Annotated in this window: 11 protein-coding genes; 4 read left to right on the forward strand and 7 right to left on the reverse strand. The window is 73.1% G+C overall.

The features are described 5' to 3' along the window. Positions 1 to 127: 127 nt before the first annotated feature. A complete protein-coding gene (miaB, locus tag J7523_RS05925) occupies positions 128 to 1,756 on the reverse strand; it encodes a tRNA (N6-isopentenyl adenosine(37)-C2)-methylthiotransferase MiaB (protein ID WP_291883552.1) in 1,629 nt (542 codons plus the stop codon). Positions 1,757 to 1,945: 189 nt separating this feature from the next. On the opposite strand from miaB, the gene J7523_RS05930 reads away from it, so the two are divergent. The 4 genes from J7523_RS05930 (at position 1,946) to J7523_RS05945 (ending at position 5,313) form a co-directional block, all read left to right on the forward strand. After that, positions 1,946 to 2,686: an amino acid ABC transporter ATP-binding protein gene (locus tag J7523_RS05930; protein ID WP_363266556.1), complete on the forward strand. Its 741-nt coding sequence runs from the start codon at positions 1,946 to 1,948 to the stop codon at positions 2,684 to 2,686. A 92-nt stretch (positions 2,687 to 2,778) separates the two neighbouring features. Then, positions 2,779 to 3,642 carry a glutamate ABC transporter substrate-binding protein gene (locus J7523_RS05935; RefSeq protein ID WP_291883557.1) on the forward strand — a complete coding sequence of 288 codons (864 nt, stop codon included), beginning with the start codon at positions 2,779 to 2,781 and terminating at the stop codon, positions 3,640 to 3,642. A gap of 118 nt (positions 3,643 to 3,760) precedes the next feature. Continuing rightward, positions 3,761 to 4,450, forward strand: a complete 690-nt coding sequence (locus J7523_RS05940; protein WP_291883560.1) for an amino acid ABC transporter permease — start codon at positions 3,761 to 3,763, stop codon at positions 4,448 to 4,450. Continuing rightward, complete coding sequence (locus tag J7523_RS05945; protein ID WP_291883562.1) at positions 4,447 to 5,313, forward strand: amino acid ABC transporter permease; 867 nt, start codon at positions 4,447 to 4,449, stop codon at positions 5,311 to 5,313. Before J7523_RS05940 ends, J7523_RS05945 begins: the two co-directional genes overlap by 4 nt. Before the next feature lie 85 nt (positions 5,314 to 5,398). Here the strand turns inward: J7523_RS05945 and rny are convergent, their stop codons facing one another. The 6 genes from rny to J7523_RS05975 all read right to left on the reverse strand — a co-directional run bounded on the left by rny (position 5,399) and on the right by J7523_RS05975 (position 12,123). Beyond that, a complete protein-coding gene (rny, locus tag J7523_RS05950; protein ID WP_291883566.1) occupies positions 5,399 to 6,934 on the reverse strand; it encodes a ribonuclease Y in 1,536 nt (511 codons plus the stop codon). Positions 6,935 to 7,190: 256 nt separating this feature from the next. Then, positions 7,191 to 7,763 (reverse strand): regulatory protein RecX, encoded by a 573-nt coding sequence (locus tag J7523_RS05955; RefSeq protein WP_291883569.1) that lies wholly within the window; start codon positions 7,761 to 7,763, stop codon positions 7,191 to 7,193. 17 nt (positions 7,764 to 7,780) lie between these two features. Continuing rightward, positions 7,781 to 8,821, reverse strand: coding sequence for a recombinase RecA (gene recA, locus J7523_RS05960; protein ID WP_291883572.1), 1,041 nt, complete (start codon positions 8,819 to 8,821; stop codon positions 7,781 to 7,783). A 234-nt stretch (positions 8,822 to 9,055) separates the two neighbouring features. Then, positions 9,056 to 9,823: an MBL fold metallo-hydrolase gene (locus J7523_RS05965; protein ID WP_291883575.1), complete on the reverse strand. Its 768-nt coding sequence runs from the start codon at positions 9,821 to 9,823 to the stop codon at positions 9,056 to 9,058. Next, the gene (locus J7523_RS05970) at positions 9,820 to 11,886 is read right to left on the reverse strand and encodes an alkaline phosphatase family protein (protein ID WP_291883578.1); all 2,067 of its coding nucleotides are present in this window, start codon (positions 11,884 to 11,886) and stop codon (positions 9,820 to 9,822) included. The genes J7523_RS05965 and J7523_RS05970 overlap by 4 nt, the downstream gene beginning before the upstream one ends. A 3-nt stretch (positions 11,887 to 11,889) precedes the next feature. Then, the gene (locus J7523_RS05975) at positions 11,890 to 12,123 is read right to left on the reverse strand and encodes a DUF3046 domain-containing protein (protein ID WP_291883581.1); all 234 of its coding nucleotides are present in this window, start codon (positions 12,121 to 12,123) and stop codon (positions 11,890 to 11,892) included. Positions 12,124 to 12,165 lie beyond the last annotated feature (42 nt).

Below are 12,165 nucleotides of genomic sequence, written 5' to 3' on the forward strand. Positions count from 1 at the left end.
CCGACAACTGACGTATGTCGCGCGGACGGGCCGGCCCGACGCCTGACGCACTCAGCGCACGCCGGCCGCCCGAGCGCCGGTGACGGCGCGTCGCAGCCGGGTGCGACGATGCACGAGCGGCGCGCGATCAGCGACGCGGGACGCCGAGGGTCGGCAGACCGAGGCTCACTGGTCCGGCCGGAGCGGCGCCGGTGCCGCATGCGTCGCTGCCGTGCGCGTGCTCGTCGCCCCCGCCCTGCCGGGCGTCCCAGGCGTCCCCTGCGCGCGTGCGCCGCACGGCGAACGTGCCGCCCGGCACGAGCGCCGAGTCCGCGACGAGGTGGTGCGGGGCGCCGTGGGTGACCTCGACGGTCACGAGATCGCCGGGCCGCGGCGCGTCGCCGTCCGCGAGCGTGGGCGGCAGCGCGAGGTGGACCAGACGGTTGTCCGCCGCCCGGCCCGAGAGCCGTTGGGTGGCGCCGTCCTTGCGACCCTCACCCTCGGCGAGCAGCACCTCGACCGTGCGGCCGACCTGCGCCTGGTTCTCCTCCAGGGAGATGCGCTCCTGCAGGGCGACCAGCCGCTCGTACCGCTCCTGCACGACGGCCTTGGGCAGCTGGTCGGGCAGGTCCGCCGCAGGCGTGCCAGGGCGCGGCGAGTACTGGAACGTGAACGCCGACGAGAAGCGCGACGCCTCGACGACGCGCAGCGTCTCCGCGAAGTCCTCCTCGGTCTCGCCCGGGAATCCGACGATGATGTCGGTCGTGATCGCCGCGTCGGGCATCGCGGCCCGGACCCGGTCGAGGATGCCGAGGAAACGGTCGGACCGGTAGGAGCGCCGCATGGCGCGCAGGACCCGGTCGGAACCCGACTGGAGCGGCATGTGCAGCTGCGGCATGACGGTCGGCGTCTCGGCCATCGCCTCGATGACGTCGTCCGTGAACGCGGCCGGGTGCGGCGACGTGAACCGCAGCCGCTCGAGCCCGTCGGCCGCGCCCGCGGCACGCAGCAGCTTGGCGAACGCCGCGCGGTCGCCGAACTCGACGCCGTACGAGTTGACGTTCTGGCCGAGCAGCGTGACCTCGATCGCGCCCTGGTCGACGATCGCCTGCACCTCGGCGAGGATCTCGCCCGGCCGACGGTCGCGCTCCTTGCCGCGCAGGTGCGGCACGATGCAGAACGTGCACGTGTTGTTGCAGCCGACGCTGATCGACACCCAGCCGGCGTAGACCGACTCGCGGCGGGTCGGCAGCGTCGACGGGAAGACCTGCAGCGACTCGGCGATCTCGACCTCGGCGCGCTGGTTGTGCCGGGCACGCTCCAGCAGCACCGGGAGCACGTCGAGGTTGTGCGTGCCGAACACGACGTCGACCCACGGGGCCCGGTCGACGATCCCCGCGCGGTCCTTCTGGGCCAGGCAGCCGCCGACCGCGATCTGCATGCCCGGACGCGCCCGCTTGGTGCCCGCCAGCCGGCCGAGGTTGCCGTACAGCTTGTCGGCCGCGTTCTCGCGTACCGCGCACGTGTTGATGACGATGACGTCGGCGTCCTCGGCCGCGGCGTCCGCCGGGCTCGCCGCGACGTACCCGGCCTGCTCCAGCATGCCGGCCATGTGCTCGGAGTCGTGCACGTTCATCTGGCAGCCGAGCGTCTTCACCACGTAGGTGCGCGCGATCGACGGCGCGCCGGTGCGCTCGTCGGGCCGGTCGGTCGTCGTGGTCCCGGTCTCGACGCGCTCGGCGCGGTCGAGGGCGGGCAGCGGCAGGGTCGTGGACATCACCGACAAGGGTACGACCCCGGCGCCGTGCCCCCTGGACCTGCGCGGCTTGACCTCGTCGTTGCACGACCGTGACCGATCGTGGTCGCATTTTCCGACAAACCACCCTAGGTTCGACGGATGGCGGACCTCGCACCCCCCGTATCGAGTCCGACCCCCGGCCCGGCCTCCGCGCAGGAGGACCGACCCGTGGGCGAGCCGCTCGTCGTCCTGCGCGACGTCGACAAGCACTTCGGCCCGCTGCACGTGCTCCAGCACATCGACCTCACCGTGCACCGCGGTGAGGTCGTCGTCATCATCGGGCCGTCCGGGTCCGGCAAGTCGACGCTGTGCCGCACGATCAACCGGCTCGAGACCATCGACTCCGGCACCATCACCGTCGACGGCAAGGAGCTCCCCGAGGAGGGACGCGAGCTCGCCCGGCTGCGCGCCGACGTCGGCATGGTGTTCCAGTCGTTCAACCTCTTCGCGCACCGGACCGTGCTCGACAACGTCACGCTCGGGCCGATCAAGGCGAAGGGCGTCAAGAGCTCGGTCGCCAAGGCGCGCGCCCGCGAGCTGCTCGACCGCGTCGGCGTCGGCGACCAGGCCGCGAAGCTGCCCGCCCAGCTGTCCGGCGGGCAGCAGCAGCGCGTCGCCATCGCCCGGGCGCTCGCGATGGACCCCAAGGTCATGCTGTTCGACGAGCCCACGTCCGCGCTCGACCCCGAGATGATCAACGAGGTCCTCGACGTCATGGTCGGCCTCGCCCGCGAGGGCATGACGATGCTCGTCGTCACGCACGAGATGGGCTTCGCCCGCAGCGCCGCGCACCGCGTCGTGTTCATGGACGGCGGGCAGATCGTCGAGGAGGCCGACCCCGACACGTTCTTCACCGCGCCCACCAGCAACCGCGCGCGGGACTTCCTGTCCAAGATCCTCACCCACTGAACCACCCCTGACCGACCCACGACAGCACGGATCGAGACACACCCCGAGAGAACTGCACCGACACCTCACCTGACACGAAGGGGGACGCACCAATGCGCACAGGAAGACTGGCCGTCGCACTGACCGCCGCCGCCATGCTGGCGCTCGCCGGCTGCTCGAGCGGGGGCGACAGCGGGGACGAGTCGACGGGCGAGAGCTCCGCCGACGTCACCGGCGGCGCCTCGGGCACCGTCCGGATCGGCATCAAGTTCGACCAGCCGGGCCTGGGCTTCCAGGACGGTGACGAGTACACCGGCTTCGACGTCGACGTCGCGAAGTACGTCGCCGGCAAGCTCGGCTACTCCGAGGACCAGATCGAGTGGGTCCAGGCCCCGTCCGCCCAGCGCGAGAACCTGCTGCAGACGGGCCAGGTCGACATGATCTTCGCGACGTACTCGATCACCGACAAGCGCAAGGAGGTCGTCTCCTTCGCCGGGCCCTACTTCGTCGCCGGGCAGGACCTGCTGGTCGCGGCCGACGACGACAGCATCAAGGGCCCCGAGGACCTCGAGGGCAAGAATCTGTGCTCCGTCACGGGGTCGACGTCCGCCCAGCGCATCAAGGACGAGTACGCAGCCGGCACGAACCTGCTCGAGCAGCCCGGGTACGCCGAGTGCGTCACCGCCCTGACGGCCGGGACCGTCGACGCCGTCACGACCGACGACATCATCCTCGCCGGCCTCGCGGCGGTGCCGGCGAACAAGGGCAAGGTCAAGGTCGTCGGGAACCCGTTCTCCGAGGAGAACTACGGCGTCGGCCTGCCGAAGGACACCGACAAGTGCCAGGACATCAACGACGCGATCACCGCGATGATCGACGACGGCACCTGGCAGGAGCTGCTCGACAAGAACGTCGGCGCCTCCGGCTACAAGGCCAACGCGGACCTCAACCCGCCGACGCCCGCCGCGTGCGGCTGACCTGACGCCGGCCGGGGCGGCTCGACGACCCGTCGGACCGCCCCGGCCACCGTGCGAGCGCCGCCCCGCACCCCCGACCCGCACCCCCGACCCGCACCCCGACCCGCAAGGAGAGCCGGTGGACGACGGCTACCTCAGCCAGTACCTGTCGTTGTTCGACGAGTTCGACGTGGCCGCGGCGTTCTGGGTCAACATCCAGCTCACGTTCTTCGCCGGTGTCCTGGCCCTCGTGGGCGGCACGATCCTCGCGATCATGCGCATCTCCCCCGTGCCGAGCCTGCGCTGGGCCGGGTCCACCTACGTGACGCTCCTGCGGAACACACCGCTGACGATCATCATCGTGTTCTGCGTGCTCGGCCTGTGGGGCCAGCTCGGCATCACGCTGTCGACGAACTTCCAGACGAACTTCTTCCGGCTCGCGGTGGTCGGGCTCGCCGCCTACCACGCGGCCTTCGTCTGCGAGGCGCTGCGGTCCGGCGTCAACACCGTGCCCGTCGGCCAGGCGGAGGCGGCTCGGGCCATCGGCCTGGGCTTCTGGCCGGCCGCGCGGCTCGTGATCCTCCCCCAGGCGTTCCGCGGCTCGATCGCACCGCTCGGCAACGTCCTCATCGCCCTCACCAAGAACTCGACCGTCGCCGCCGCCGGGTCGGTGGCGGAGGCGTCAGGACTGATGCGCACCATGATCGAGTTCCGCCCCGACGTCAGCCTCGCGATCTTCCTCACCTTCGCCGCCGGCTTCACCGTCATCGTCGTCCCCATCGGCCTGGCCACCACGGCGCTGTCCCGCAGGCTGGCGGTGGCCCGATGAGCGACTCGGTCCTGTTCGACGCGCCCGGGCCGCGCGCGCGGCGGCGCATGCGGTGGGTCAACGCCGTCGCGGCCGTCGCCGTCGCAGGCATCGGGGCTGTCGTCCTCGTCCGGCTCGGCGCCAAGGGGCAGCTCGAGTCGCAGCTCTGGACCCCGTTCCTCACCGGGGACGCCTGGACGAACTTCCTCCTGCCCGGCCTGCGCTACACGCTGCGGGCGGCGGGCATCTCGATCGTCACCGCCGGGATCTTCGGCATCGTGTTCGGCCTCGGCCGGCTCTCCGCATCGCGTGCCGTGCGGACGGTGAGCGGCGCCGTCGTCGAGTTCTTCCGGGCCGTCCCGGTGCTGCTCATGATGATCTTCTTCTACCTCGGGCTCGGCCACCTGCACCTCGTCGACCCCACGGACCTGCCGCTCGTCGCGGTGGTCCTCGGTCTCACGCTGTACAACGGCTCCGTGTTCGCCGAGCTGGTCCGCTCCGGCGTGCACGGGCTGCCGCGTGGCCAGCGGGAGGCGGCCCTCGCGGTCGGGCTGCGCCGCTCGCAGTCGCTCCGGATCGTCGAGGTGCCGCAGGCGCTCATCGCGATGCTGCCGGCGCTGGCGAGCCAGCTCGTCGTCATCCTCAAGGACACCGCGCTCGGGTACATCATCACGTACCCCGACCTGCTCGACGCCGCCCGACGGCTCGGGTCCGCGAACGGCAACATCCTGCAGGCGCTGCTCGTTGCCGCCGGGATCTTCATCGTCATCAACTACGCGCTCACCCGGTTCGCCGGCCTGCTCGCCGGACGGGTGGGGCGCCGTACGGCGGGTCGGGCGCGTGCGGAGGCCCCGACGCTGGTAGTCGCGACCCGCGACTCCTGACGGGTCGGCACTCGTCCGGCCGCACGGTCGTCGTGTCGTCGTGTCGTCGTGTCGTCTCGCGACTTCCTCGGCGAGGACCCCGAGGTCAGCCGGCCGTGGCGCTCGCGCGGATCTCCCGGACCACGGTGACCTTGATCTCGCCCGGGTAGGTGAGGTCGGACTCGATGTGCCGCGCGATCGCCACGGCGAGCTGCGGCAGCGCCGTGTCGTCGACCTCCGACGGCTCCACGACGACACGCACCTCGCGCCCCGCCGACATGGCCAGCGCGCGGCGCACACCCGCGTGGGCCGTGACGAGCTGCTCGAGCTTGTCCATCCGCTCGACGTACTGGTCGAGCTCGTCGCCACGCCGTGCACCGGGACGGGCAGCCGAGATCGCGTCCGCGACCTGCACCAGCACCGCCTCGACCGTCTCGGGGGCCACCTCGTCGTGGTGCGCCGCGATCGCGTTGACGACCGCGTCCGACTCCCCGTGCCGGCGTGCGAGGTCGGCGCCGACGATCGCGTGCGTGCCGGGCACCTCGGCGGTCAGGGCCTTGCCGATGTCGTGCAGCAGCGCCCCGCGGCGGGCGACCTCGACGTCCGCCCCGGTCTCTGCGGCGACCCCGGCCGCGAGCAGTGCGGACTCGACGACGTGCTCGAGGACGTTCTGCCCGTACGACGTGCGCAGACGCAGACGCCCGAGGGTACGGACGAGCGCCGGGTGCAGGCCCGTGACCCCGGCCCGCTCGGCGGCGTCGTGCCCCGCGGTCTCGGTGCGCTCGTCGGCACCCGCGACCGCCTCCGCGTACGCCGCCTCGATGCGTTGCGGGTGGATGCGACCGTCGGCCATGAGCGCCTCGAGCGCGACCTGCGCCACCTCACGGCGCTCGGGGTCGAAGCACGACAGGACCACCGAGTCGGGCTGCTCGTCCACGAGCACGTTGACGCCGGTGAGCGCCTCGAAGGCGCGGATGTTGCGGCCTTCCTTGCCGATGATCCGGCCCTTCATCTCGTCCGACGGCAGGGCCAGCACCGTGATCGCGCTCTGGGCGCTCGTGGCGACGGCTGTCCGCTGGAGCGCCGTCGCGACGATCCGTCGTGCACGCGCGTCCGCGGTGCGGCGGGCCTGCGCCTCGGCACGCCGCACCTGCGCGGCCGCGTCGTTCTGCGCCTGCTCGAGCAGCCGTCGCGTGAGCTCGGCCCGGGCGTCGTCGACGGACAGGCCGCTCACCTGCTCGAGCTCGGCCAGCGCGCGCCGCTCTGCCTCGGCGAGCCGCGCGGCCGCCGCACGCTCCGTCTCGGCGGTCAACCGCTCGGCGTCCCGCTCGGCCGACTCACGCAGCCGCTCGCTCGCGCGGCGCGCCTCGGCGGCCTCCTCGGCCTGCGCCCGCGCCTTCGCCTCCAGCTCCTCGACCTGGACCCTCTCGACGTCGACAGCCTGCTCCCGCTCCGCGACGCGACGCTCGCGCCGTTCCGCGTCCGCCAGGAGAGCGCGGGCGTCCTGCTTGATCGACGACACGTCCTCCGCCGCACGGGACCGTTGGGCCGACGCCTCCCGGCGCGCGACGAGCACCAGGATGAGCGCGACGAGGCAGGCGCCGAGCAGGCCGATGACGGTGGCGATGGGGCCAGCCTCCACCTGTTCCTCCAGATCTCGTGGAGAGCACCCCACGACGGCGTGCGGGGTCCGGGACCGGACCTCGTGCGCGGCGACCTGCCGTCGGACGACGACCTGTCCCGTCATTGTCACCTACGCGATCCGCGGCGCGGATGACCTCCACGCGGTTGCCGAGCGCGTTGGCGCAGGCCTTCGTCACGAGAGTCCCGGAATGCCCGGTACGCGCGCGCCCTCATCGGTTCACGTCACGCCGACCACCTGCGCGCGGCCCGGCGGGCTAGAGGACGTCGTCCTCGTCCTGCCCGGCGCCCTCGGCGGCGAGAGCCTCCCGCACGAGCCGGCCCACGAGGCCCGGCGGATAGCCCTTGCGCCCGAGCGCCGCATACGTGCGGCGGGCCCGCACCTGCGGGTCGAGGCCCGCCGTCGAGGCCAGCCTGCGGCGCACGAGCTCGCGCGCCGCCTCCTCCTCGTCGTCCTCGTCGACCTGGGTCAGCGCCTCGCCCGCGACGTCCTCCGCGATACCGCGGCGGCGCAGCTCGACGGCGATCGCCCGACGCGACAGCCCTCGTTCCGCGTGGCGGGTCCGCACGAGCGTCCGCGCGTAGTCCGCGTCGTCCACGAGCCCGACCTCGGTGAACCGGTCGAGCACGCGATCGGCGACGTCCTCCGGGACGTTGCGCCGAGCCATCGCCTCGGCGAGCTGCGACCGGCTCCGAGGCGCGCCCGTGAGCAGGCGCAGTGCGATCGCGCGGGCCACGGACTCGTGGTCCGGCTCGGCGTCCTGCGCGGCGGCACCCGTCGGGGGCGGCTCGTCCTGACGCCACCCCCGACGGCGTGCCGTGCCTGTCACGTCCTTCCCCGACGTGCTCAGAAGTCGACCGGCGGCGGCACGTCCGCAGGAAGGTCGACACGCGCACCGACCCCGAGCTTCTCCTTGATCTTCTTGTCGATCTCGTCCGCGAGGTCGGGGTTGTCCTTGAGGAACTTGCGGGCGTTCTCCTTGCCCTGCCCGAGCTGGTCGCCCTCGTACGTGTACCAAGCGCCCGACTTGCGCACGAAGCCGTGCTCCACGCCCAGGTCGATGAGGCTGCCCTCGCGCGAGATGCCCACGCCGTACAGGATGTCGAACTCGGCCTGCTTGAAGGGCGGCGCCATCTTGTTCTTGACGATCTTCACGCGGGTCCGGTTGCCGACCGCGTCGGTGCCCTCCTTGAGGGTCTCGATGCGGCGGATGTCCATACGGACGGAGGCGTAGAACTTCAGCGCCTTGCCACCGGTCGTCGTCTCGGGCGAGCCGAAGAACACGCCGATCTTCTCGCGCAGCTGGTTGATGAAGATCGCGGTGGTGCCCGACTGGTTGAGCGCACCGGTGATCTTGCGCAGCGCCTGCGACATGAGGCGGGCCTGGAGACCGACGTGGCTGTCGCCCATCTCGCCCTCGATCTCGGCCTTGGGCACGAGCGCCGCGACGGAGTCGATGACGATGATGTCGATCGCGCCGGAGCGGATCAGCATGTCCATGATCTCGAGCGCCTGCTCGCCGGTGTCCGGCTGCGAGACCAGCAGCGCGTCGGTGTCGACACCGAGCTTCTTGGCGTACTCGGGGTCGAGCGCGTGCTCGGCGTCGATGAACGCCGCGATGCCGCCGGCCTTCTGCGCGTTGGCGACCGCGTGCAGCGCGACCGTCGTCTTGCCGGAGGACTCAGGCCCGTAGACCTCGATGATCCGGCCGCGCGGGAGCCCGCCGATGCCGAGCGCGACGTCCAGCGCGATCGAACCGGTGGGGATGACCTCGACGGGGGCACGGCCCTCGTCGCCGAGGCGCATGATCGAGCCCTTGCCGAACTGGCGGTCGATCTGGCTGAGGGCGGCCTCGAGGGCCTTCGCGCGGTCCTGGGGTGCGGGCATGGTCTGCCACCTGTTCGTCTCGTGCAGCGATCGCGCTGCGCCTGCGGGGGCTGGTCTTCGTCTCGGGTGACGCTATGCCCGACCACCGACATGACCTCCGCCCCGGCACGGTCCGCGGGTCCGGCAGACGCCGGCGCGGGCTGTGGGCGGCTCGGAGGCGGTCACCCGAGGACCACAGTAGCCGAACACGTGTTCGATGCCAGCGACACGCCGACCGCGTGTCGGCGACGGAGCTCAGTCGACCGTCACGCCCTCGCCCGGCGCCAGCACGTGCACCCGGCACCCGGGGGCGACCCGGTCGGCGGCGTGCGCGAACGCCGGCCCCGCCCGGTCCATCCACCCCGGCGGCAGGCGGCGGGACACCGGCGGGTGCAACGTCCCCCAGTGCACCGGCACCGCCACCCGCGCCCCGACGACCGCGCACACGCGCGCCGCCTGCACCGGGTCCATGTGACCGCCCGAGAGCCGAGGACCCCAGCCGCCCACCGGCACGAGCGCCAGGTCGATCGGGCCGCCGGCCAGCCCCGGCAGGTCGCTCATCGCGGCGTACGGCGCGGTGTCGCCCGCGAACCACACGCGCGTCGAGGGCGACCTCACGAGGAACCCGTGCGCGGAGTTCGGCCGGTGCGGCATCGGCCGGTCGACGTGGACCGCGGGGATCATCCGCACCTCGACGTCCGTGCCCGGCACGGTCCACCAGGCACGCTCGCCGAGGCCCTGCGCGGACGCGACCCCGTGACCGCGCAGCCAGCGCGCGTTGGCGAGGGCCGTGAGGACCGGGACGCCGTCGAGCAGGTGCAGCGATCCGAGCTCTGCGTGGTCGTGGTGCAGGTGCGAGACGAGCACGGCCTGCGCACCCGACCAGTGCTCCTTGAGCGGCTGCTCGCCGCGCCGCCGCAGCAGGCCCGCGTGCCGGCGCAGCAGCGGGTCGGTGAGCACCCGGACGCCGTCGACGTCGATCGCGGTGCTCGCGTGGCCGAGCCAGCGGACGAACGTCGTCACGGGCGCAGCCCCGCGGCCGCGGCCCACTGCACGAGCTGCGTGTGGACCTGCTCGGCGCCGACGAGCATCCGGTCGCCGCCGACGTCCTCGCGCAGGTCGTCGTCCACGGGCCACGGCGTCGGGTGCAGGAGGAACGCACGGTTCTGGTTCCCGCCGATGCCGCCGTGGGACCCGACCTGGCCCTCGAACGCGTGGATGTGCCCGCGCTCGGAGACGACCGAGACGAGCAGCAGGTCACCGGTGTGCTCGAGGCGCGCGGCCCGCACGAGGTCGGCGCGGCCGCGGGGACCGTACGCGGCCAGCGGGTCCTCCCCCTCGACCTCGTCGTCGCGCTCCAGCAGCCGCAGGCCGCGCGGGCCGATCGCGACGAGGCCGCGCTCGCGCGTGTCCACGACGACGACACCCACCGCGGGACGCGCCGCGAGCCCCGCGACGAGGCCCGGCCACCGCTCCTGCAGGTCCTCGAGCACCAGGCGGTGCGGGGACCTCGGGAACCACACGAGGCCGAGGTTCCCCGACCCGACGACGACGACCTCGGGCAGCTCCTCGTCGGTCTCGGCGGGTCCGGGCCGCGCGCCGTCGGGGCCGAGCACCGGCGTGGTGAACGCACTGGTCAGAAGCGCGTTGAGCGGGCCCCAGTCCTCCGTCGTGCTGCTCTCGACGCCCTCGGCGGCGGGGTCGGCCATGAGCTCGCGCACCGTGTCGAGCAGCGAGCGCCCCTCGACCTGCTCGTACGTCGCCCCGAGCGCCTGCCCGTGGTCGGACAGCACGCAGAACCGGTAGTCGCGCGGCGCGACCTCGCACACCTGCTCCAGGGTCCGCAGCACGCGGTCCAGCCCCTCGAGCGACCGCAGCGACTCGGGCCGGGTGGGGCCCGCGTGGTGCGCGATCTCGTCGTAGTCGACGAGGTCGACGTACACGGCCGGGTCGCCGCGCATGAGGGCCTCCGCGACGAGCGACGTAGACAGGTCGCGCATCATCACGTTCGTCACGCCGCGCAGGACGACGTACCACCCGCCCCGCGAGATCCGCGGCTCGACGCCCCGTATCCGCTGCCGTCGCGCCTGGTACAGCTCCTTGACCATCTCGCCGAGCGACAGGCTCAGCGCGCGGGCGAGGACGAAGGGGCTCGCGAAGAACCGCAGGAACGACGGTCCCGGTCCGAGGCCGGCCCGGCTGCCGTCGGGGCCCGGGCTGCGGGTGCGGCTCATCACGAGGAAGCTCGTCGCCGCGTCGCCCGAGAACATCGTCGACACCGCCGTGCCGCCACCCGCGAGCAGGCCCTTGCCGGAGGTGAGCCGCTGCTCGACCAGTGCGGCGTCGGTCGGGTGGTTCGTCACGACGAGCCGGCGCAGGCCGCGGTCCCACCAGCGGAACGCGGGGATCTGCGTCGAGTCGCCGTGCAGCAGGCCGGCCTGGCTCGCGGGCGTCGTCGACGGGACGCGGGCCCACCACGTCTCGATGTCGTGGCTCCCGCTCGTGAGCCAGCGCTGCACGGTGGGCGCGAGCCCGGCCTCGATGGCCTCCTGCAGCACGGGGTACGCCACGCCGTCGAGCTGCACGACGAGCAGCCCGGCCTCCCGGACGGGCCCCGCGACCGGAGCCCCGGGTCGGCCCGGCTCGGCGCGACGGGCCCGGCGACGGGCTCGGCGCAGGACGTCCGCGATGACGTAGTCGCTGTCGTTCGCGCCCCAGATCCACCGCCCGGCCGCCATCACGACGGCTGCGACGACGAGCACCTCGACCGCGGCCCACGGCGAGGAGACCTCGATGCCCGGGACCACCGCGAGCGCGGCCCACGCGACCCCGACCTGGACGAGGAGGCCGGCGGCGAGCGCACCCATCGCGCCGGCGAACCGCGCGAACACCCGCAGCGGCGCCCGCAGGAGCAGGTCGCCGACGGCGACGACGACCGCGACCAGCACGACGGACGCGGGGTTCGGAGCGCTCACGCCGTCGACGAGCGCGATCGCGACGCCGAGACCCAGCGCCGTCGTCGCGAGGCTCAGCGCCGCGTCCCCGAGGTCCGCGAGGGTCGGCCGGAACGCGCGCGAGGTCGCCACGGGTCAGCGCCGCGGCGGGGCCACGCGGTGGGGGTCGGTGCCCCACCGCTGCGGGTCGGGGATGTCGAGCTCGTCGCACAGCGCATGCCAGACGTCGCGGGGCTCGACACCCTCGGCGAGCGCCTCCTCGGCCGTCTTGTTGCCGAGCGCGCCGATGACGAGCTCACGGGTCAGCGCGCGTCCCTGCGCAGGTCCCAGCACGTCGTCGACCAGCAGCCAGAACTCGCGGAACCTCACGGGGCCAGCCTGCCATCTGTCGAGGCTGCGGCGCGCGTGTCG

The organism is Cellulomonas sp. (assembly GCF_017744555.1).
Taxonomy (GTDB): Bacteria; Actinomycetota; Actinomycetes; order Actinomycetales; family Cellulomonadaceae; genus Cellulomonas.

Coding starts and splice junctions, on each gene's coding strand:
- miaB (WP_291883552.1), bottom strand. CDS start 1,756: ATGTCCACGACCCTGCCGCTGCCCGCCCTCGACCGCGCCGAGCGCGTC.
- J7523_RS05935 (WP_291883557.1), top strand. CDS start 2,779: ATGCGCACAGGAAGACTGGCCGTCGCACTGACCGCCGCCGCCATGCTG.
- J7523_RS05945 (WP_291883562.1), top strand. CDS start 4,447: ATGAGCGACTCGGTCCTGTTCGACGCGCCCGGGCCGCGCGCGCGGCGG.
- recA (WP_291883572.1), bottom strand. CDS start 8,821: ATGCCCGCACCCCAGGACCGCGCGAAGGCCCTCGAGGCCGCCCTCAGC.